This is a genomic window from Pseudomonas sp. GD03875 (assembly GCF_029840585.1).
GTDB classification, from domain to species: domain Bacteria; phylum Pseudomonadota; class Gammaproteobacteria; order Pseudomonadales; family Pseudomonadaceae; genus Aquipseudomonas; species Aquipseudomonas paralcaligenes.
The window spans coordinates 73,880-93,421 of the sequence record NZ_JAOCCV010000008.1 but is presented as its reverse complement, the minus strand read 5'-3'; the positions used below and the strand labels follow the sequence as shown (position 1 = coordinate 93,421).

The window sequence follows — 19,542 nt, the reverse complement described above, 5'->3', positions numbered from 1 at the left end:
AGCAGCGTGCGTCAGGCGTGGGCCAGCGACGCGGGGGAATCGGCACTGCGCGTCCACCGGCTTCGTCCAGAAAGAATACGAGCCCCGCGTGGGGGCTCGAAAGGTGGTGTCAGTCGTCGTAGATCGGCAGGCCGTCCAGCACCTGCGCATCGGCATCGAAGACCAGCATGCGCACGTCGGCGAGCGCGGCCAGGTGCAGCACGTGCATGAGGGATTCCGGCATGCCCTTCTTGCGATGCTCCTGCATCAGCCGCTTGGCCGTGATGCCTTCGACCGCGCGCAGGTTCTCGTCGGTCCAGGGCGTGGCGATCAGCTTCAACCCGATGGCCGGGCCGTACGGGATGCGGAAGGCGACGAACAGGAACAGCGTCGGCGTGGCGATGTCCGCCAGTTCGGCGAGGAAGCGGTGTGCGTCGGCGTCGAGGTGCGCGCTGCTGATTTCCCAGCACCGGCTGTAGTAGCCGGTTTCATAGCGCAGGCGCCGCACGACTTCCCGCGCCGCTTCTTCGGAGTAAGTGTCGCCCACGTGCAGTGGCTTGCCGTCTTCCTCGGCCATCACGGCATAGACCACGTTGCGGGCGAGCCCGTGGCTGCGGCATTGCGCCTGCAACTCGTTGGGGACCACCTGGTCCTCGGTGATCAGCACGAAGTCGTCCGAGAAGATGCAGGCCCGCCGTTCGACCTGGCTGTCCGGCAGATTCGACTGCGAAGGATGCAGCGGCAGGTAGGTCAGCGGGCAGTCGTCGTCGTAGGAGATGGCGAGCAGCCGCTGGACGGACAGGCCGTCGTAGCCGCGGACAAAGGGATTGTTGTTCGAGTAGGACATGGGATTTCTCCAGCAGGGGATGGCCGAGGCAATCCCCTGCTGGGGATTGAACCCCAGCGGGTGGATGAAGTGGCAGCCGGTCAGCCGGCAGCGGTAGAGGACGGGTCGCCCAGCGCCTTCAACAGGTCGAGCAGGCCGCCATTCGCAAGCTGGTACAGGCGGTTGTAGTCGTCGCCGGTCGGCGCCTGCTCCAGGCGATCCAGCCGCGCATCCAGGTTGAGGATGCTCTGGTGCACGTTGCGGGCGATGCTCAGCGCGGAAGGTTTTCCGGCCGGCTTAGGTGCATCGAGCACCGAAAGGACTTCAGCGGGCGATGGGTAGCGGCAGTCGGGTCCGTACTCGACCGGGAACACCTCGCGCCCGGTCAATCCGGTATTCGGGGTTCCGCTGCTGACATGCAGCACATACTCGTCGGGCACATCATTGCCGGCGTAGTCGAACACCACGATGCGCGGCTTGCGCACGTCGGCCGGCCAGCCTTCAAGGATGACCGCATCGATGTCGTCGTCGGTCACGAGCAGACCGATGGAAAAGTCAGGGGACATGAATCACTCCTTTCAAGAAAAGGAGGGACATGGCCCCATGCAGGGACGCATGTCCCTCGTGGGGTGGGAAGAAAAGAAGAACGTCGGCAGGCCGCAGCGCGGCTCACCAGCCGTTGTAGTTCAGCGTCAGGTCGGCGACGACCTTGCGCCGTTCCAGGTCGAGGCCGCCCAGGTCGGACAGACCCTCGAAGCCGCAACGCTTGAGCATCGCACCGCCCTCGCGGGCGTTGTAGAAGCTCACCATCGCGGACAGGAACATCCGCTGGCCGCTGCTCAGGACGCCGAGGGCATCGTTGAGCATCAGCAGCTTCGGCCGCAGATCCCACTTGGTGGTGGCACGCTGCAGGCCTTCGCGGGTGCCGTCGCCGAACCATTCGGCTCCGGCGATGTCGACGCCGCGTTTCCACGCCTCGAAGAAGGCTTGGGGCGCGGCGGCGAAGTGCTGGTGTTCCAGCTCGATCTGATCAAGTACCTCTTGAGGCAGGGCACGGTTCATGACATGGGCTCCTGGTGGTTGGACATCACGGGTGGAGGCGCTGCTGCCAGCGGCCCGTTTGCAGGGCGTGCTCGGCGGCGTGGTGCGAGCGGAAGTAGCTGACCGACTCCCGCGAGACCGGGCCGTCCGCATCGGCGGTGCCGATGTAGTGGCCGGCTGCGCTGCACAGCACTTGCAGGGGCAGGCGCTTGCCGACGCAGGCCAGGGCCTGGTAGCCGATGGATTCGGCTCGGGCCTGTTCAGCACTCAAAGGTGCCGATGCGAGCGCAAGGGACATGGTTTTCTCCTGTTGGTTGAAGACCGGGAGCACCACGCCCTGACGGGAGCGGATACCTCCCGAAGGGTTGAACATGAAAAGCACCCGCGTCGTGGCGACGCGCGTCCGCGGTGGTCGGTGCGAAGCGGACTGGATCGGTCAACGCGGCGAACCGCGTTGCAGCCTTGAGGACCGGGGCTGCCAGGGCATGGTGCTGACGACCGTCAGCGACACATGCGGGAAGAATGAAAGCGCGGCGGCACTCCGTCGCTGATCAAACGGAACCGAACGCCGTCCAGTTTGGGCCGAGCGCTGGCAAGAGCAGCGATGCACGATTCCGTTCGCCCACGACAAAGGCGCCGAAGCCTCGCAAGGCTTCGGCTGGAGAGAAATCAATCCACCTGTGGGCTGCAAGCAGGCCAGGCCATCGTCAAAGCCATTCGCTGCGTCAGCAATCTCACCCGGCCCGTTTCGTGGCTGGGGGCCGGAATCCTCTGGCGTGCATCCACACACAAAGGGAGCCCGTTGTTCCGCCGGCGGGCACCGGCACCGAATACCGTCGACCGCAAGCGGTCTCCTGGCGCCTCGCAGTTTTGCACACCAAGGCGTCAGGAGACCGCTCGCGTATCGGCGGAAGCACCTCGATCAGGGGAACCGCGGCGAACGCGATCCGGGGAGAAATGACCTTCTCGCCCAGCAGGCCGTGATGGGCCTGCAGGACGCGCACACCGTTGCAGAAGGGAACGCGCGCTGGGGAGTCCCGCGGGGTGCGGGAGGTTTGCCCCGCCGTCGGCAGCAGCCGGCGTGGCAGAGGGAAACGTGGGCGTCAGCTCGCCTTCGGAGACCGACGCCGCGGGCTTGGCGCTGCGGGCTTGCCTGTCGCGGTTTCGACCGGCTCCGTGCCCTTGCAGTCCGGGTAGCGGCTGCACGACCAGAACGCGCCGTTCTTGCCAGTGCGCTGGCGCATCGGGGCGCCGCACTGCGGGCAGCTCGGCGCGGGCGGCAGCTTGAGGGGGAGCGTTGCGCCGCGGTACTGCTGCACGAGCTGGGCGACCCAGGCCGATTGCTTGGCGATGAAGGTGTCCAGCGTCATCTGGCCGGCCTCGATCATGTCCAGCGCCTGCTCCCACACCGCCGTCGTGCCCGGATCGGCGATGGCCGCCGGCACCGCGTCGATCAGCGTGAAAGCCGCATCCGATGCGCGGATGGCACGGCCCTTCTTCACAAGATAGCCGCGTGCCAGTAAGGCGCTGATGACGTTGGCGCGCGTGGCCTCGGTGCCGATGCCCGTGGTGTCCTTGAGCTTCTGCTTCAGGCGTGGGTCGGTCACGAGCTTGGCGACGCCCTTCATGGCTTTGACCAGCTCGCCCTGCGTGTAGGGCTTGGGCGGCAGCGTCTTCAACGCCTTCAGATCGACCTGGCCGACCTGGCAGGAAGCTCCAGCACGCAGCGCCGGCAGCACCTGGCCGCGCTGCGCTTCCTCGCCGTCCGCGTCGTCGGGCTCCGGCGCCGCCAGTACCTGGCGCCATCCGGCCACCGCGATCTGCTTACCGACCGCGACCAGCGACTGCCCGCCGCACGTAAGCTGCGCCACCGTCCGGTCGAATTCGTGGTGCGGCAGGAACTGCGCGAGGTAGTGGGCGCGGATCAGCCTGTAGACGGCCAGCTCCTTGTCGCTCATCGCCGAGAGGTTCGCCGGTTCCAGCGTGGGAATGATGCCGTGGTGCGCCGTGACCTTGCCGTCGTTCCAGGCCCGCGAACGCTGCTGGCGATCCAGGCGGTCGATCAGCGGGCGCAGGCCGGGGTCGGTCTTGAGCAGGCTGTCGAGTACGGTGGGCACCTCGGCCAACATGCTCTCGGGCAGGTAGCCTGAGTCCGAGCGCGGATAGGTGGTCGCCTTGTGCGTCTCGTACAGCGCCTGGGCAATGTCCAGCGTCTCCTGCACGTCCAGACCCAACTGCTTCGAGCACACCTCCTGCAGCGTGCCGAGGTCGAACGGCAGCGGCGGCCCTTCGCGCACGCGCTCTGTTTCCACCGACAGCACCTGGGCGGCACCGGCCGCGCGCAGGCGCTCGGCAGCCTGCTGCGCCACCGGCTGTTGCAGGCAGCGGCCGGCGTCGTCGGTGCTGCCCTGCGGCGGCGTCCAGCTTGCGACGAAGGACTGGCCCGCATGTGAGAGTGCAACCTCGATGGCCCAGAACGGCACCGAAACGAAACGCGCGATCTCGCGGTCACGGTCCACCACCAGCTTGAGCGTCGGTGTCTGCACGCGCCCGACCGACAGCACGCCGGTGTAGCCGGCCTGGCGCCCGAGCAACGTGAACAGGCGGCTCAGGTTCATCCCGATCAGCCAGTCGGCACGCGATCGGGCGAGCGCGGAGAAGTAAAGCGGCAGCGTCTCGGCGGACGGCTTGAGCGTGCCCAGGGCCTTGCGGATCGACGCATCGTTGAGCGCCGACAGCCACAGGCGCTGGATCGGGCCGCGGTAGCCGCACAGCTCGATGATCTCGCGGGCAATCATCTCGCCCTCGCGGTCGGCGTCGGTCGCGATCACCAGTTCGCCCGCCTTGGCGACGAGCTGCTGCACGACCTTGAACTGCGCCGCGGTCGCCGCCTTGGGCTCGACACGCCAACGCTCGGGAAGAATAGGCAGTTGCTCGATGCCCCAGCGCTTGTACTGCTCGCCGTAGCCTTCGGGCGGAACCGCTTCGACCAGATGACCGATGCACCAGGTCACGACGACACCCGCACCGCTGTAGCAGCCGTTGCCGCGTTGGCCGGCGCCCAGCACACGGGCGATGTCCTTGCCCTGGGACGGCTTCTCGCACAGGAACACGCGCATGAAGCCTCCTTGGAAGTGTGCGGTCATCGGATGGCCCCAGCTTGGCCGGGCCAGCGGATGACGGCAGCAAGGAAGCCGATTGGCGCAGACACCGCTTTGTGATCGGCAGGCGATGCGTTGCCGCAGCGGCATGCGCGAAGCCGCAACGGCTGGCGCAGCGGGAGCGTCGTTTCGGGAGGGCGGCTGGAACCCGGTGGAACACCCTGGAGCTATCCCCTGGGGATAGCTGGTGCATGGCGGGCGTCTGACGGTTGCTACAGCCGCCCCCTGCGGGGAATCAGCCCTTGGCCTTGGTTTCCTTCGACGCCTTCGTCCCCTTGGTCTCCTTCGGCGGCGGTACTGCGGCCTCGGGTTCCAGCGTCCTGGCGCTGAGGGTCACGGCCTGGATGCGGTACGGCAGAATGCCGATGCGGCGGGCCTCGATCTTGAAGGTCGTGCGCTCGTTGTCGTCGGCGTCCTCCCACTCGTCCTTCACCGTGCGGCCTTCTACCAGCACGCGCATGCCCTTCTGGTACAGGTCTTTCCAGTGGTCGGCGTCGCGGTGCCACAGCTCCACCGGCGCCCAGAAGCCGCCGCGGTCCTCGAATTCACCGTCCTTCTTTGGGATCGGGTTGTCGAAGTAGACGTTCAGGCGCAGCAGCCGGCGCGGCTCGTCGTTGCCGTTAGGGAATTCGCGATAGTCCGGCGCGGAACCGATGTTGCCCTCGCCGACGAAGTGCGTGCTCATGGAGACTCCTTGGGGGTGGTGGATGGAACCGACGCGGCATGCCCGTGGACACGTCGCAGGTAAGCCGCTTCGGCCTGCGCGGCCTTGCTGGCGCACTCCTGGGCCTGGCGGCCCAGCGTGTGAAGGAGGCTGATCTGCATGTTCAAAGCGATGCGCTGCAGCTCCATCGCGTACAGGTCGTCGATCAGCGAGGCCGGCGTCGCCGGGCGGTCGAGCAGCGATTCCCACAGCGCCACGCCCATGGAAGAACGGTCGTGGTTGCGCCAGCGCAGGAAGGTCGTGCCTGCGCCAGTGGTCTGCTGGGCCAGTTGCACGTCGAGCAGCGAGAAGGGGTAGGCCCGCGCCTGTTGCAGCACGCGCCGCTGCGCCAGCCCGATTAAGTCGTCGCGCAGCGCCGTGCACTGGTTGGCCCAGGCCTCCAGACTCCCCTTACCTTTAAAAGGCTGTAAAAGGCCTTTTAGGTAGGAGCCGTGTTCCAGGCGCTGGAAGTCCGCCTGTTCCAGCGGCAGGAAGCGCGCCGGTTGGCCGTTGGAAGACGATGCTGTCATGCCTTCGTGCCTTCGCCGTCATGGTCGTGGTCGTCGTCCGCCACGTCGGCTGCGCCAGCGCTGGGTGCGGCATCCGCGGCTTTACCAGGCTTGCCCGACCGCCGTGCGATCGGTGGCGCAAAGCGCGAGCGGCGCGTGCCTTCGAGCACGTCCTGCGGCAACTCGCCGAACTTCTCCAGCGCCGCCCGCGCCACCGCGTTCTTCGAGGCGAAGTCGTCGCGCGTCGCGCCGGAGTAGCGGTACTGCTGTGCCAGCGAGAACAGGCTGCGCAGCGCATGCGCGCCGTCGTTGAGCCAGCGTTCCAGCGTGCTGCGGTCGATCAGCGCGGTGTGGTGGGCGAGGATCAGCTTGCGGGCCAGGTCGTCGTAGTCGGCCAGCAGGTACACCGCTATGAAGCCGAGCTGCGCATTGACGAACAGCGGCAGCTTCACGGGCTGCACGTTCATGTTCTCGCCCAGCGACAGCGCGGGCGGCACGTCGGCCAGCGCCTGGTCCACCTGCTCACGCAGCGCCTGCAAGCTGTCCTTGGTCTGCGTCAGCTTGTCCTCGATGCGCAGCATCCAGAAATCCGAGTAGGGATCGTCCTGCTCGGCGCCGCGCTTCATCTTGTTCATCACGCTGATGTAGCCGTTCAGGCCGATGATCCCGGGCCGGCCCTCGGCAGGCGCTCGGCCATGCCAGATGCGTGAAGCGTGGTGGGTGTGCAGCGTCAGCGACATCGCGCTGCGCAGCGATCCGAGATTCAACTGCAGGGGCGGCTGGGATTCATTGGCCATGGTGACGACTCGCGGTACGGGAACGAGCCGCCAGCATCGGCATCGCCCGGAAGGGCGTCAGTCAACAAACCGCAGCGGGTGCGCTCCCGGTTGTCGCCCCGGAAGGTCGCGTGTTCCGTCTATCCCCAGGGGATAGGTCCGCGCCGGGCTGCGACCGTGCGACGCATGACAGAACCGAAGCCGATGCCTGGAAGGCTTCGTGTCCCAGCTATCCCCTGGGGATAGCTGCTCAGGAATCGCCCAGGGTTGAACGCAGTTTCGCCAGGTAGGCCCGCGCTGCCTCGCGGCCAGGGCCGTTCGGCGCGGGCGGTGGCGGTGCAGACGGTGCCGGTGCGGCTGGCCGTGGCGGCGGCGCAGGCGGCGTCGATGGCGAACCGCCTTCGCCGGCCCAGGCCTTGAACTCGCCGCGCATCGCCTTCTGGATGATGCCGAACAGATAGCCGGCCGGGTTGCGTACCGCGCTTTTGCGGCAGCGCGCATCCCATTCGTCCAACACCGCCTGCCGCAGCGACTCGTCCACCTGCTGCAAGGCCACCATCGCGCCGCTTTGCTGCTCGTCCTTCAAGCGCAGCAGGCGCTCGGGCAGGCGCAGGTGCTGCAACGACTTCGCGCGCGGTACTGTACGTACTTGATTTATACGATCCATACGTACAGTACGGTCCTCCTTCGGATTCCGAAGTGAGCCGTCTGGCGCGGATTTCAGCCCTGCTTCGGATTCCGAAGACGGGCCTTCGAGATTCCGAAGCAGGCCGTCCTGGCCTTCTTCGGATTCGTGATCCACAGGCGCTTGTGGATAACTCGCGTCCGCCCATTCGTTGCGCGCCATGCGCTGTGCCAGCACCTGCAGCCGCGTGGGCAGCGTGCGGCCGTTGAGCATCGGGTCTTCGGCGATCTCGCGCAGGGTGTTCATGCCGACGATCTGCACCGCCTTCGCCGCATGGGTCAGCGCCTGGCTGACCAGGCCGAGGTAGTCGGGGTCGAGCTGCATCGCCTCGAAGGGTGTCAGCGGTTCGTCGTGCAGCACGTAGAGGTTGCTCAGGATGCGCCCGGTCTTCGGGTCGCGGCGCCGTCGCACCAGGCTCAGCCAGCGCGTCAGCCGCAGCAGCGTCAAGGCGCGCGCCACGGTCTCGTGCGAGGCCTGCGCCGCGCAGGGCATCGAGGCGAGGTAGGGGCGAAGCTGGTCGTAGGTCGGGAACGCCGTCACGCCGTCGCTCTGGAGCTGCAGGCGGAGCACCTGCCAGGCGTTGCGCTCCAGCGGCGTCAGGCGCCGGTCGAGGAACAGCGCACGCGGCACGCTCTCGTGCCGGTTGCCGCTGTAGAGGAAGCCGTCGCTGACCGGCGCGGCCGGCAATGCAGCAGCAGCGCCGCGCGGGGCTGGCGGTGTCGGTGGTGCCCGTGGCACCAGTTCCCGCAGCGCGTCGTCGAACAGTGCCGACAGCGCCACGGGGCCATCGCGCCGGGGTGCGCCGCCGGTCGCCATGGCCTACACCAGCCCCTGGTCGATCCAGTTGCGTATCGCCGACCAGATCACCGACATCGGCAGGTTCAAGGTCTCGGCCAGGTCCATGGTCAGCGTCAGCATCGCCACCTCATCGTCCAGCGCGATGCCGCGCTCCATGACGCCGGCCTTCCACTGCTTCCACAGCGCCGTGTCCTGCGCCTCGTCCAGCACCGGATGCCGCCCCTTGCGCTTGGGCAGGCCGAGGATGTCGCGGCGCAGGGCCACCTCCTGGTGCGTAAGCCCGTAGAAGCGGCTGACCATCTCCGTGCTGGCGCCCAGGCGCAGCATGCGGTCGACCGTCGCGATCTCTCGCTCCACGTCGTGCACTTGGCTCAGCAGCCGCTTCAGCACATCGCGGTTCACCGACACCGAACACCACGACACCGTGGCGTTCACCAGCATGCTCACGAGTTCGGGGTGCTTGAGCGCGTCCAGCTCCTCCTCGCCGAAGCCCATCGCCTTGCAGCGCCGCAGTTGCCCATTGCGCAGGTCGTGCAGCGCCTGTGCGATGACGGCCTGGTTGAGCGGATGCGGTGCCGACATGATGGCCTCTGCTCAGGCGCCGTGGCCGGGGTTGCTGAAGGCCGCGCCGGTCTCCAGATCCAGCAGCCGGCGCGCCATGCGCAGCAGCCGGAACAGCTTTACCAGCCCGGCATCGCTCAGGCGCGGATATGCGCCGCCGCCATGCAGCAAGGCCGCAAGGTCGTCGGCCAGCCGGGCGCCATCGAAGCCGGGGGCGGGTCGGGGCGCGGCGCACAGCGCATGCAGCAAGGTCAGCACCGCACACGCGAACGGAGGCAATGCGCGCACCGCCGGGGGCGCCACGCAGACGAAGCCCATGCCGCCTTCGCTGGGTTCGACCTGCCCGGCCACGTCGGCTTCCTCGGCGATCTCGCGCGCGAACTGTGCGATGTGCACCCGCAGCCGATCCGGCACATCCAGGCCGGGCTCGATGTACCAGACATCCGAGATGGGGTAGAGCCCGCCCGCCTGCACAGGGATCGCGCGCAGCGCGTCGGCCTCGAAGTCGGGCAGCTTGTCGCCCATCTGATCGGCCACCATGCGCTGGATGGATTGCAGGCGTTCGGTGGTCGGGGCCGGGGACACGATGTGACCCTGCAGGCGTTCGTCATCCTGCTGCATGCCCTTGTCGCTGGCGGCCGGCGTGGAACCGGCCTGCGCAGCCTGGCCAGGGCCAGGCTCCGACGACTGCACCGAGGGGCCGGGCGGCAGCGAAGGCGGTGACGGTGGTCGCGGTGGCCCGGCCGGCACCGCAGGTCTTGCCGCCTGCAGCGGCGCAGGATCGCTGGTCAATGCGCGCTGCCGGCTCTCGCTGTCGTCGATTTCCAGGCTCAGCGTGTCGTAGTCCGCTTCCAGCAGCTCGGCCATCTGGCCGACCAGCTCGTCCTGCACCCGCTGCGGTGAGAAGTTGTCGGGCTGCGTGTCGAACTGCGCCAGCAGGTCCTGGAACAGCGTAGCGAAGTCCATCGACAGGTTGCGCCTCAGGGCATGCCGCTCCCAGGTGCGTTCGCAGGCCTTGCGCAGCACCGCGAGCCGTTCCACCTGATGCCGGCCGAGCCCGCCGTACAGCAGCGTGGGGATCGCCGGGAGCAGGTAGTGCACGGCGTCCTGCATGCGGCTGATGTGCGACTGCGGCAGCGGGAAGCCATCGGCCGTAAGCCGCCGCGCCAGCTCGCTCTGCGACAGCGGCTGGCCGCTGTCCCGCCCCATTTCCTGCTCGTAGAACTCGCGCGCCTTCTCCACGCCCAAGGCCCGCTCGATGAAGCTGAGCCCGCCGCGCAACTCGTTCTCGGCCAGGTGCCCGGTCAGCATCACCACTTCGCCGCGCTGCGGCCACGGGCGGAACAGGCAGGGGATGCGGAAGAACCGTTCGTCTTTCGTCTCGCTCCACAGCTCGCGCAGGATCGCCAGGCGCGTGTTGCCGCCGTTGCGGATGATGTAGTGCGGTTCGCCGGGCCGGCGCGTGATCGCGGGCGGCGCATCGAGCCCGCGTTCGCGGATCGAGGCCTTGATGTCCTCGTAGGCCGGGTTGCGCGTCACGCGCGGGTCGTGGTCGTAGGGGCGCAACTGGTCCAGCGTCACCACCATCGGCGTGTCGGCGATGGGGTCGCTCAGGGCCGCGACCGAAGGGCCGTTGCGCTCGAAGCCCGAGGCCAGCAGATTGGCGGCCATGTCCTGCGGCGTCAGGTCAGCCACGGCCATTCTCCTGAGATGCTGCAACACCCTGGGCCGCCTGTCGGTCGGCGCGGCGAAGCTGCGCACGGGCGTTGCGCTCGGCGCGGTGGTCGCTCGCCGTCGAGCTGGTGTAGATCGGCGCGCAGCCTTGCTTCGTGAACAGCAGGTGCCCGCCGCGGGTGCGCACCACCTTCCAACCTTCTCCCAGGGCGAACTCGATCAGCCCTCGCAGCCGCTTGTGGCCGCGGGCCAGGTCATGTGCGCTGGCCATGGCCGGCCCCTCCCGCGTCGCCTCGGCCGGTGACGAGCGCAAAGCGCTCCTGCCACGCCGGGAACAGCTCGCCGGCCAGCGCGCGCATGGTCTCCAATGCGGCAGGTGCCGTGCGGCCCGCCGGCTGGCGGTATTCCACCCGATGCACCGGCAGTCCGCGCGTCGCGGCGCGCGGATAGGCTTCAATCGCCGGCACGTCGGTGTCCAGCACGCGCACGCCAGGCTGCTCCTGGAATACCTGACGCAGCGCCTGCTGGATCAGCCGCGCATTCGACGACACCGGATGCACGCGGTTGATGAGCAGGTGCAGCGGCGGCGGCTCGATGCCGAGGTGGCGGTACGGCGCGATGTCCTCGATGAGTTGCAGCGTGCCGCGCCGCAGCTCGCGCGCCGCGAGGATTTCCGGCGTCACCGGCGAAAGCGCCAAGTTCGAGGCCAGCACCGCCATCTCCAGCAGCACGCTGCGCGCGCCCTGGGTGTCGATCAGCAGCAGGTCGTAGTGCGGCGCCAGCGTGGGCAGCAGGTGGCGCAGCCGCAATCTGCCATCGGGCGCGTGCAGCAGCAGCGTGTTCAGCTCGCCGCGGTCGTCGTTCGAGAGCACCAGGTCAAGCCGCTCGATCGCGGTGCGCGACACCAGTTGCTCGGCGCGCTGCTCGTTGTAGGCCAGCATCTCGTAGATCCCGGCCGGCGCGCGCTCGGCCAGCGTGAAGTAGCTCGACAGCGTGGGCTGCACGTCCAGGTCCAGCAGCAGCACGCGCAGCCCGGTGTCGGCTGCGAAGCCGCCCAGGTTGGCCGCCGTCGTGGTCTTGCCGACGCCGCCCTTGGTCGAAATGATGGACACCACCTGCATGGGCCTCTCCCGGTTGAATGGCATGTACCGAGGAAAAGCGTCAGGCGCGCTCATCGAGGCGATCGGCGATCCATTGCTCGACCTCCGCCGAGTCCCAGCCCACGGCGCGCACGCCCAAGCGCAGCGCCTTGGGGAACTTGCCTTCTTTCATCAGGCTGTAGATATGCGCGCGCTTGAAGCCGGTTTTGGCCTCGACTTCGGCGCGACGCAGGATGCGGTGCTCGGCCGGCACTGCCGGCGCGGTGGTCTGCGAAGACATGAGAGACACTCCTTGACGCTCACTGGCGCTGTTCGGAAAGTGCCTCGTATTCAATACACCGCGGTCGCCGAAATCACTGCAATTGCAGAAGCAGCGACTGCAATTGCAGTGCGCCGCATCGGCATCATGCTGGCCGCGTCGTCAGCGCGACGCCTCCAGGTGGCGCCGCGCCTGCGCGAGCTTGCTCCACAGCGTCCGCTCGCTGAGACCCGGCCGCCCCTCATGGTGTGCGATCAGCGCGCTGACCACGGCATCCATGCTGCGGAACGACGAATAGGCCGCGCCTGACGGCGAATTGCCCAGCAGCAGCGTCAGCAGTCCGCCGATGATGTTGAGGTAAGTCGTCTCGCTGCGCAGGCCAGGCTCGCGCGCCTGTTCGTCGTTGGCCGCGCGCGTGGCATGTTCCTTCGCCAGTGCTTCGTGCGCGGTGCGCAGCGTTTCATGCACCAGGGCAAGTTCGGCAAGTTGCGACTTCGCTGCTTCGCGATCGGCCAGCAGAATGTTGAGCGTGTCCACGCTCACCGCCGGATGCACCGCGCGTTCGATGCCGTCAAACAAAAACCCCGGCCGATCGCCGGGGTAGAACTGCGACATCCACGCTTTCAAGTCCACGTGGCGCACGGTCAGCTCGGGGTCGTCGAGCGCCGGCCGCTGCGAGTCCAGCACGATGCCGGCCTTGCCACCGGGCAATTCGCCATGCGTCAGCGCGTCGAAGATGCGCTCGGCATACAGGCGCAGCAGCGGCCAGCGCGGGAATTCGCCGGGCTCCGGCATGGCACGCTGCTCCAGCGCTTCCAGAATACGCTGCTCGAAGCGCAGGAGACCGCACCAGCGGACGGCCGCCTCGATCGGTCGGTAGTACGTCTTTGCGCCAAAGGCGTGGCTGCTCGATTTCGGCATATCGCGCTCTTCCCATCGTCGGATCGACACATGGCAAGCGCGCGCGGCCCACATGGGCGCAGCGATTGCCCAAAGAACCCGATGAAGCGCGAGCCGGTCGGCATCGTGGTGGACGTTGGGTGCGGCGATGTCGCCGAGCGTTACGCAGGGGGCAAACCTTCTTGCGGTGCCCGCTACACCTCAACCATAATGCACCTGCGAAAAATCTTGTTACCGGCGCAACGGTCTGAAAAGCCGCGCATCCAAGTTCGATCAGGAAGGGATGCTGCGCTTTACCGGAAAACCAGGGCAAAGTTTTCGTAGGAATACGGGCGGGGTAAAGCGCCAATGCGACTTCCGGCTGAGCCGGTTTGCATCCAGCAAGGGCTCATGCGTTCTGCGTCACTGCTGTGACCTCGACAGCTTGAAGGTGCCTTGCTTGATGCCGGGTGGATAGGCCCGATTCGCCATCCATGCCCGTGACGCAAAAGGTCGGCCGCCGATGCAATGCGGGTCAAGGTCCAGACCGAAAGGGAATCGTACCGTCCAAAATCCCCGCGTCACATCGGGCGTTGATCGGTGCCTTGCGGGCGTCCGACACGCTCCACGCGGTCGATGAACTGCCGCAGCGGCTCCATGATTTCGCCTTCGGGTCGCAGTAGATAGGTCGTCAGCGAAGCGGTCTCGTCGGCCAGCGGCCGCACGACGACATCGGCCTGATGGCAACCCGCCAGATGCGCCGCGCTCGAAAAGCCCACGCCGTAGCCGGCGGCCACGAGGGCCAGCATCAGGGAATGGGTCTTGACGTACTCGGCTACCGTCGGCTGCGCATCCACCGTGCGGAGCAGCCGTTCGCGCTGCCGGCTGCAACCTTCGCAGACCTGGGGATCGCACAGCACCAGCGGATAGCTCGCCACTTCCTCCAGCGGCACTTCCTTGAAAGCCAGCAGCGGATGCCTGGCGGGCAAAGCCACCACCAGCGGGTCTCGCCACACCGGCATGGCGACGATGCCGGCGTCCATTTCACCAGCCAATGCAAAACCTGCGTCATACAAGTCGTTGCGCAGTCCAGTCACCAACTGCGCCAGTGGCGTTTCAAATATCCGAATGCCGACCTGTGGTGCCTCCTCGCGGCAAAGCGCAAGCAACGCCGACAAGCGGGCCTGCCCCATGTCACCAGATAGTGCGATGCGCAGCGTGTTCCGCTGGTTCGCTGCGGCGCGTGCCTTGGTCTGCGCTTGCTCGAAGGCCAGCAGTACGCGCCGGGCTTCTTCGAGGAAGACCTGTCCCGCCGGTGTGAGACGAACACTGCGTGGCAAGCGGTTGAGCAGCGGCACCCCTAAATCCGCCTCCATCTGGCGGATCGTGCGCGACAGTGGAGACTGTTCGATGTGCAGCCGTCGAGCAGCCCGGCCGAAGTGCAGTTCCTCGGCTACGGCGATGAAGCAGCGAAGATGGCGTAAGTTCATGCTTTCTCCCTACCGATGTGATCAGTCCATATCATCGTAGGGAGCCGAATAGTGCGGAGGATTCACCTCTGTATCGAGATGAGAGCCATCCTGGGGGGTGATGCTCGGATGCTTTTCGCCCATGTCAGCGCCTACGGCGAAGCTCTCGTTCGAGATCGCCCAGCTGCGACGCCTGAAGTTCGGCAAGAAGAGCGAGCAGCTCGATGCCGAACAACGCGCGCTGTTCGACGAGGCTCTGGACGCCGACCTTGCCGCGGCTGAGGCGCAGCTCCAGGAACTGCTGGGCAAGAAGAAGCCGCCGGCTACGCCTGGCGCGATGCCTAAGCGCACCGCCTTGCCGGCGGACCTGCCGCGCGTGGACTGCCACCACGAGCCCGAGAACACTCGCTGCGCGTGCGGCTGTGCGCTCAAGCGCATCAGCGAGAAGCTGGACAACACACCGGGCGTATTCACGGTAGAGTGCCACATCCGCGGCAAGTGGACCTGCGCACAGGTGCCGAACGCTGACCCAGGCGCCAGTCCCGGCGGAGATCATCGCCAAGGGCATCCCCACCTCCGGGCTGCTCACGTAGGTGCTGGTCGCAAAGGACTCCGACCATCTGCCGCTTACACGGTCGTCCCTAGGCAAGCAGGAATCAGCTGCGTGAGTGAATCGGGAGGTTTGCGCAGCTGATGGGTGGTCAGCAGCGTCTGCGCCGGCGGCTTCACCGGCACGAAGCGCATGTGCGGGCGGGTTGCCGCCTCGCAGATCGCTGCGGCATCGGCCGCACCGTTCTTGCGTCCCTTGCCGGCCATGCGGTAGCGCGTGACGAAGTGGCCTGCAATCAGCCGCGCATCCAGCCCATAGCCGCGCAGCTTGCGTGCCCAGTGATGCGCACCGCCGCAGGCCTCCAGGGCCACCAGGCAGCCGGGAGGCAGCTCCACGCACCAGGCCGCAAACTTGTCAGCGGCCAGCGCCTTGGCAACCACCACGCGCGCATCCACCGCATGCACCTAGATAACCCGCTTGGCCAGATCCACCCCGACTCGGGCAATCTCGTTCATGGACTTCCCCTTCACATGGCTACAGATTGACGACTTGGGGAGCACCATCGCGGCGGCAGCCAACATTTGTTTCCTCGCTGCTTACGATTGATTCACATCGATCGGCCAGCAGATCGCTGGATGTTGACTCTTGACTTTCGGCATTTTAGGCGCACTATCTTGCAAAGTCTTGCAAGAACTTCCTCGAGCGAGGCCGCGTGACGACGGAACATGTGGGGGTGGTATGACAGCGCGCCAGCAGGCGATCTTCACACTCGACGAGTTGGCTACCTACTTAAAGGTCGGCAAGCGGACGCTTTACCGGCTCGCCGCGCACGGGGAAATTCCGGCCTTCAAGGTCGGCGGGACGTGGCGGTTTCGTCAAAGTGAAATCGATCAATGGATCAATGATCAGATCCAAGCAGGCAGAAAGAAGGAGGTGATACGCACAGATGAGCAGCCGAAGTCAGCGAAACATCCCGTGTTGCCTGGGCGCGCTATCCATAGCCGCAGGCAAGCGGATTGAGTGAGTCTTCAATTGATTTCTGGAGGTATGACATGGACATTGATTTCAAGAAATTGGCTCCCTGGAACTGGTTCAAAAAGGAGCAGGAAGAACAACAGAGCACTGCCTCGCTGCCGGTGCAGCGCAATGACCTGCCGGTGGCGGGTGGGCCCGTCAGTCCCATCCTGCAATTGCATCGCGAGATCGACCGCCTGTTCGACGACGCGTTTCGAGGCTTCGGTTTCCCGACGCTGGCCATGCCACGCTGGCCGTCGGACTGGCCGGGCATGCTGAAGCCGGCGCTGGACATCCAGGAGACCGACAAGCAGTACAAGATCGCCCTGGAAGTACCCGGCATCGAGGAAAAAGACATCCAGATCACGCTCGACAACGACGTGCTGCTGGTGCGCGGTGAAAAGCGTCAGGAGCAGGAAAGCAAAGACGGTGGTTTCCACCGGGTGGAGCGCTCCTACGGCAGCTTTCAGCGCGCTCTGAATCTGCCGGCCGATGCCAACCAGGACACGATCAAGGCCGCTTTCAAGAACGGCGTGCTCACGATCACGATGGAAAAGCGCGAGGCCAGTACGCCCAAGCAGGGGCGCTCGATCCCGATCAACGGCTGACGCGGGGCAGCGCGTTTTTCTCAAAAACCACAAAGAGATGAGGCACCGTGATCGGCGGTGCCTCGTCAGATCAATCTTTACAGGAGCATCAGCATGGCCAGAAAACAATGCCAAGTCTGCGGCCAGCCCGCCACGGTGCGGGTGGAAGCCAATCTCAATGGTCGCCACAGCACCATGCTGTTGTGTGACGATCACTATCGCCAACTGGTGCGCCAGCAAAAGCGCACCGTCTCACCGCTGGAAGCCTTGTTCGGCTCGCGCAGCGGGCTGTTCGAAGACTTCCTTGGCAGCGACTTCTTCCGCATCGGTGACGACGCACCGTCCATGGCGGCCGATACCGACGAGGTCGTCGATGCCTCGTTCGGCGAACCCGCCCCGGCCGGTACGGGCACCGCGCGCCGTCGCGGCAGTGGGCTCGCCAGCCGTATCAGCGAACAGTCCGAGGCCCTATTGCAGGAGGCCGCCCGACACGCTGCAGAGTTCGGGCGCGCCGAAGTCGATACCGAACACCTGCTGCTGGCGCTATCCGACAGCGACGTGGTCAAGACCATCCTGGGGCAGTTCAAGATCAAGGTCGATGACCTCAAGCGCCAGATCGAATCCGAAGCCAAGCGCGGCGATAAGCCGTTCGAGGGCGAGATCGGCGTGTCGCCCCGGGTCAAGGACGCGCTCAGCCGTGCTTTCGTGGCCTCCAACGAACTCGGCCACTCTTATGTCGGGCCGGAGCATTTCCTGATCGGGCTCGCCGAGGAAGGCGAAGGTTTGGCGGCCAACCTGCTGCGCCGTTACGGCCTCACGCCGCAAGCGCTGCGCCAGCAGGTAAGCAAGGTGGTCGGCAAAGGGGCCGAGGATGGCCGCGCCGAGACGCCGACCAACACGCCGGAACTCGACAAGTATTCGCGCGACCTCACCAAGATGGCGCGCGAGGGCAAGCTCGATCCGGTCATCGGCCGCGCGCAGGAGATCGAGACGACCATCGAAGTGCTGGCCCGGCGCAAGAAGAACAACCCGGTGCTGATCGGCGAGCCCGGCGTCGGCAAGACCGCCATCGTCGAAGGGCTGGCGCAGCGCATGGTCGCCGGCGAAGTGCCCGAGACGCTGCGCGACAAGCGTCTGGTCGAACTCAACATCAACGCCATGGTGGCAGGCGCCAAGTACCGCGGCGAGTTCGAGGAGCGCGTGCAGAAGGTGCTCAAGGAAGTGACCGAGCACCAGGGTGAGCTGATTCTCTTCATCGACGAGGTGCACACCATCGTCGGTGCCGGCCAGGGTGGCGGCGAAGGCGGGCTGGACGTGGCCAACGTGTTCAAGCCGATGATGGCGCGCGGCGAGCTGAACCTGATCGGCGCCACCACGCTCAACGAGTATCAGAAGTACATCGAGAAGGACGCCGCGCTGGAGCGTCGCTTCCAGCCGGTGATGGTGCCCGAGCCGACGGTAGCGCAGACCATGATGATCCTGCGCGGCCTGCGCGACACGTTCGAGGCGCACCACAAGGTCAGTATCACAGAGGACGCGATCATCGCCGCCGCCGAGTTGTCCGACCGCTACATCACCGCCCGCTTTCTGCCCGACAAGGCAATTGACCTGCTCGACCAGGCGGCCGCACGTGTGAAGCTGTCGGCCACGGCCCGCCCAGTGGCCGTACAAGAGCTGGAGTCCGAACTGCACCAGCTGCGGCGTGAGCAGGACTATGTGGCCTCGCGCAAGCAGTACGACAAGGCCGCCGAGCTGGGCAAGCACATCGAGACCAAAGAGGCCGAACTCAAGAAGCTTGTCGAGGAATGGGAACGCGAGCGCGCCTCGGGTAGCGCCGAAGTCAAAGCCGAGCATGTCGCGCAGATCGTCTCGCGCCTGACCGGCATTCCGGTCAACGAGCTGACGGTGGAAGAACGCGAGAAGCTGCTGCATCTGGAGCAGCGGCTGCACGAGCGCCTGGTGGGCCAGGACGAAGCGGTGCGCGCGGTGGCCGATGCCGTGCGTCTGGCGCGCGCGGGCCTGCGCGAAGGCGGCAAGCCAGTGGCCACCTTCCTGTTCCTCGGGCCGACGGGTGTGGGCAAGACCGAGCTCGCCAAGGCGCTGGCCGAGTCCATCTATGGCGATGAAGGTGCTCTGCTGCGCATCGACATGTCCGAGTACGGGGAACGCCATACCGTGGCACGCCTGGTGGGGGCGCCTCCGGGTTACGTCGGCTACGACGAGGGTGGCCAGCTCACCGAGAAGGTGCGGCGCAAACCCTACAGCGTGTTGCTGCTGGACGAGATCGAGAAGGCTCACCCCGACGTCTACAACATCCTGCTGCAGGTGTTCGACGACGGGCGGCTCACCGACGGCAAGGGCCGGGTGGTGGATTTCACCAATACCATCATCATCGCCACCTCGAACTTGGGCTCGGACATCATCCAGCGTCGGCTGAAGGCCCGTGGCGCCGCCGGCGAGGAATACGAGAAGACCAAGGGCGAGGTGATGGACGTGCTGCGCGGACACTTCCGCCCCGAGTTCCTCAACCGCATCGACGAGATCATCGTCTTCCATGCGCTGGGCAAGGAGGAGATCCGCCATATCGTCGGCCTGCAGCTCGATCGTGTGGCCCGCAACGCCGCCAGCCAGGGCGTGACGCTGACCTTCGATCAGACCTTGATCGATCACTTCGCGGAGGAAGGCTACAAGCCCGAGTTCGGCGCGCGTGAGCTCAAGCGGCTGATCCGCAGCGAGCTGGAGACGGCACTGGCGCGCGAGATGCTGGGTGGCGGTATCGGCAAGGCCGATCACGCCAGCGCCCGCTGGGACGACAAGGCCGAACGGGTGGTCTTCGAGCGCCAGGAGCCACCCGCGAAGCCGGCCGAGCCTGAGAAGCCCGATGCCGCGAACGCGGCCGAGACGCCGCCGAGCGACGCGAGCAAGCCTGCGCGCAAGAAGAAGTCAGCGGGCGGCGAATCTTGAGTCATGG

The 19,542-nt window shown here is 66.4% G+C and carries 20 protein-coding genes and 1 pseudogene; 4 read left to right on the top strand and 17 right to left on the bottom strand.

Translation table 11 applies throughout. The features are described from left to right. Positions 1–109: 109 nt before the first annotated feature. From N5D30_RS09440 to N5D30_RS09365, 16 genes are all read right to left on the bottom strand, one after another. Positions 110–826 (bottom strand): hypothetical protein, encoded by a 717-nt coding sequence (locus tag N5D30_RS09440; RefSeq protein WP_016451644.1) that lies wholly within the window; start codon positions 824–826, stop codon positions 110–112. Positions 827–906: 80 nt separating this feature from the next. After that, positions 907–1,371 carry a hypothetical protein gene (locus N5D30_RS09435; protein WP_004265538.1) on the bottom strand — a complete coding sequence of 155 codons (465 nt, stop codon included), beginning with the start codon at positions 1,369–1,371 and terminating at the stop codon, positions 907–909. Positions 1,372–1,474: 103 nt separating this feature from the next. Continuing rightward, positions 1,475–1,867, bottom strand: coding sequence for a hypothetical protein (locus N5D30_RS09430; RefSeq protein ID WP_003454890.1), 393 nt, complete (start codon positions 1,865–1,867; stop codon positions 1,475–1,477). 25 nt (positions 1,868–1,892) lie between these two features. Further along, positions 1,893–2,144, bottom strand: coding sequence for a hypothetical protein (locus N5D30_RS09425; RefSeq protein ID WP_003454891.1), 252 nt, complete (start codon positions 2,142–2,144; stop codon positions 1,893–1,895). Positions 2,145–2,949: 805 nt separating this feature from the next. Next, the gene (locus N5D30_RS09420) at positions 2,950–4,965 is read right to left on the bottom strand and encodes a DNA topoisomerase III (protein WP_004265528.1); all 2,016 of its coding nucleotides are present in this window, start codon (positions 4,963–4,965) and stop codon (positions 2,950–2,952) included. A gap of 277 nt (positions 4,966–5,242) precedes the next feature. Continuing rightward, on the bottom strand, positions 5,243–5,692 hold the full coding sequence (locus N5D30_RS09415) for a single-stranded DNA-binding protein (protein ID WP_003454893.1): 450 nt from the start codon (positions 5,690–5,692) through the stop codon (positions 5,243–5,245). After that, positions 5,689–6,240, bottom strand: a complete 552-nt coding sequence (locus N5D30_RS09410; protein ID WP_004265525.1) for a DUF3158 family protein — start codon at positions 6,238–6,240, stop codon at positions 5,689–5,691. The genes N5D30_RS09415 and N5D30_RS09410 overlap by 4 nt, the downstream gene beginning before the upstream one ends. Beyond that, positions 6,237–7,016, bottom strand: a complete 780-nt coding sequence (locus tag N5D30_RS09405; RefSeq protein WP_004265522.1) for a PFL_4669 family integrating conjugative element protein — start codon at positions 7,014–7,016, stop codon at positions 6,237–6,239. The genes N5D30_RS09410 and N5D30_RS09405 overlap by 4 nt, the downstream gene beginning before the upstream one ends. 229 nt (positions 7,017–7,245) lie before the next feature. Continuing rightward, positions 7,246–8,496, bottom strand: coding sequence for an STY4528 family pathogenicity island replication protein (locus N5D30_RS09400; protein WP_020306388.1), 1,251 nt, complete (start codon positions 8,494–8,496; stop codon positions 7,246–7,248). Between the two features lie 3 nt (positions 8,497–8,499). Further along, the gene (locus N5D30_RS09395) at positions 8,500–9,060 is read right to left on the bottom strand and encodes a DUF2857 domain-containing protein (RefSeq protein ID WP_003454899.1); all 561 of its coding nucleotides are present in this window, start codon (positions 9,058–9,060) and stop codon (positions 8,500–8,502) included. A 12-nt stretch (positions 9,061–9,072) separates the two neighbouring features. Beyond that, positions 9,073–10,734 carry a ParB family protein gene (locus N5D30_RS09390; protein WP_037004480.1) on the bottom strand — a complete coding sequence of 554 codons (1,662 nt, stop codon included), beginning with the start codon at positions 10,732–10,734 and terminating at the stop codon, positions 9,073–9,075. Beyond that, positions 10,727–10,984: a hypothetical protein gene (locus N5D30_RS09385; RefSeq protein WP_003454921.1), complete on the bottom strand. Its 258-nt coding sequence runs from the start codon at positions 10,982–10,984 to the stop codon at positions 10,727–10,729. The genes N5D30_RS09390 and N5D30_RS09385 overlap by 8 nt, the downstream gene beginning before the upstream one ends. Further along, positions 10,968–11,834 (bottom strand): ParA family protein, encoded by an 867-nt coding sequence (locus N5D30_RS09380; RefSeq protein WP_004265510.1) that lies wholly within the window; start codon positions 11,832–11,834, stop codon positions 10,968–10,970. Before N5D30_RS09380 ends, N5D30_RS09385 begins: the two co-directional genes overlap by 17 nt. A 40-nt stretch (positions 11,835–11,874) precedes the next feature. Then, on the bottom strand, positions 11,875–12,093 hold the full coding sequence (locus N5D30_RS09375) for an AlpA family transcriptional regulator (protein ID WP_003454927.1): 219 nt from the start codon (positions 12,091–12,093) through the stop codon (positions 11,875–11,877). A gap of 141 nt (positions 12,094–12,234) precedes the next feature. Continuing rightward, positions 12,235–12,993, bottom strand: a complete 759-nt coding sequence (locus N5D30_RS09370; protein ID WP_003454930.1) for a hypothetical protein — start codon at positions 12,991–12,993, stop codon at positions 12,235–12,237. A gap of 539 nt (positions 12,994–13,532) precedes the next feature. Continuing rightward, a complete protein-coding gene (locus tag N5D30_RS09365; protein ID WP_012761385.1) occupies positions 13,533–14,441 on the bottom strand; it encodes a LysR family transcriptional regulator in 909 nt (302 codons plus the stop codon). 139 nt (positions 14,442–14,580) lie between these two features. Here N5D30_RS09365 and N5D30_RS09360 point away from each other — a divergent pair. Continuing rightward, positions 14,581–15,010 (top strand): annotated as a pseudogene (locus N5D30_RS09360) (IS66 family transposase); the annotation flags it as partial. 37 nt (positions 15,011–15,047) lie between these two features. Here N5D30_RS09360 and N5D30_RS09355 read toward each other — a convergent pair. After that, positions 15,048–15,413, bottom strand: a complete 366-nt coding sequence (locus N5D30_RS09355) for a transposase (RefSeq protein ID WP_133121818.1) — start codon at positions 15,411–15,413, stop codon at positions 15,048–15,050. 295 nt (positions 15,414–15,708) lie between these two features. Here N5D30_RS09355 and N5D30_RS09350 point away from each other — a divergent pair, with 295 nt between their 5' ends. The 3 genes from N5D30_RS09350 to clpK all read left to right on the top strand — a co-directional run bounded on the left by N5D30_RS09350 (position 15,709) and on the right by clpK (position 19,535). Further along, entirely contained in the window at positions 15,709–15,990 is a 282-nt protein-coding gene (locus tag N5D30_RS09350) for a helix-turn-helix domain-containing protein (protein ID WP_003454941.1), read from the top strand. A 32-nt stretch (positions 15,991–16,022) separates the two neighbouring features. Further along, entirely contained in the window at positions 16,023–16,592 is a 570-nt protein-coding gene (locus N5D30_RS09345) for an Hsp20/alpha crystallin family protein (RefSeq protein WP_016451637.1), read from the top strand. A 93-nt stretch (positions 16,593–16,685) separates the two neighbouring features. Beyond that, complete coding sequence (gene clpK, locus N5D30_RS09340; RefSeq protein ID WP_016451636.1) at positions 16,686–19,535, top strand: heat shock survival AAA family ATPase ClpK; 2,850 nt, start codon at positions 16,686–16,688, stop codon at positions 19,533–19,535. Positions 19,536–19,542 lie beyond the last annotated feature (7 nt).

Excerpts from the sequence above, each read along its gene's own strand:
- N5D30_RS09370 (WP_003454930.1), bottom strand. The coding sequence starts at position 12,993 with ATGCCGAAATCGAGCAGCCACGCCTTTGGCGCAAAGACGTACTACCGA.
- N5D30_RS09410 (WP_004265525.1), bottom strand. The coding sequence starts at position 6,240 with ATGACAGCATCGTCTTCCAACGGCCAACCGGCGCGCTTCCTGCCGCTG.
- N5D30_RS09395 (WP_003454899.1), bottom strand. The coding sequence starts at position 9,060 with ATGTCGGCACCGCATCCGCTCAACCAGGCCGTCATCGCACAGGCGCTG.
- N5D30_RS09365 (WP_012761385.1), bottom strand. The coding sequence starts at position 14,441 with ATGAACTTACGCCATCTTCGCTGCTTCATCGCCGTAGCCGAGGAACTG.
- N5D30_RS09425 (WP_003454891.1), bottom strand. The coding sequence starts at position 2,144 with ATGTCCCTTGCGCTCGCATCGGCACCTTTGAGTGCTGAACAGGCCCGA.
- N5D30_RS09385 (WP_003454921.1), bottom strand. The coding sequence starts at position 10,984 with ATGGCCAGCGCACATGACCTGGCCCGCGGCCACAAGCGGCTGCGAGGG.
- N5D30_RS09400 (WP_020306388.1), bottom strand. The coding sequence starts at position 8,496 with ATGGCGACCGGCGGCGCACCCCGGCGCGATGGCCCCGTGGCGCTGTCG.
- N5D30_RS09440 (WP_016451644.1), bottom strand. The coding sequence starts at position 826 with ATGTCCTACTCGAACAACAATCCCTTTGTCCGCGGCTACGACGGCCTG.
- N5D30_RS09435 (WP_004265538.1), bottom strand. The coding sequence starts at position 1,371 with ATGTCCCCTGACTTTTCCATCGGTCTGCTCGTGACCGACGACGACATC.
- N5D30_RS09420 (WP_004265528.1), bottom strand. The coding sequence starts at position 4,965 with ATGCGCGTGTTCCTGTGCGAGAAGCCGTCCCAGGGCAAGGACATCGCC.
- N5D30_RS09405 (WP_004265522.1), bottom strand. The coding sequence starts at position 7,016 with ATGGCCAATGAATCCCAGCCGCCCCTGCAGTTGAATCTCGGATCGCTG.
- N5D30_RS09380 (WP_004265510.1), bottom strand. The coding sequence starts at position 11,834 with ATGCAGGTGGTGTCCATCATTTCGACCAAGGGCGGCGTCGGCAAGACC.
- N5D30_RS09375 (WP_003454927.1), bottom strand. The coding sequence starts at position 12,093 with ATGTCTTCGCAGACCACCGCGCCGGCAGTGCCGGCCGAGCACCGCATC.
- N5D30_RS09430 (WP_003454890.1), bottom strand. The coding sequence starts at position 1,867 with ATGAACCGTGCCCTGCCTCAAGAGGTACTTGATCAGATCGAGCTGGAA.
- clpK (WP_016451636.1), top strand. The coding sequence starts at position 16,686 with ATGGCCAGAAAACAATGCCAAGTCTGCGGCCAGCCCGCCACGGTGCGG.
- N5D30_RS09345 (WP_016451637.1), top strand. The coding sequence starts at position 16,023 with ATGGACATTGATTTCAAGAAATTGGCTCCCTGGAACTGGTTCAAAAAG.
- N5D30_RS09350 (WP_003454941.1), top strand. The coding sequence starts at position 15,709 with ATGACAGCGCGCCAGCAGGCGATCTTCACACTCGACGAGTTGGCTACC.
- N5D30_RS09415 (WP_003454893.1), bottom strand. The coding sequence starts at position 5,692 with ATGAGCACGCACTTCGTCGGCGAGGGCAACATCGGTTCCGCGCCGGAC.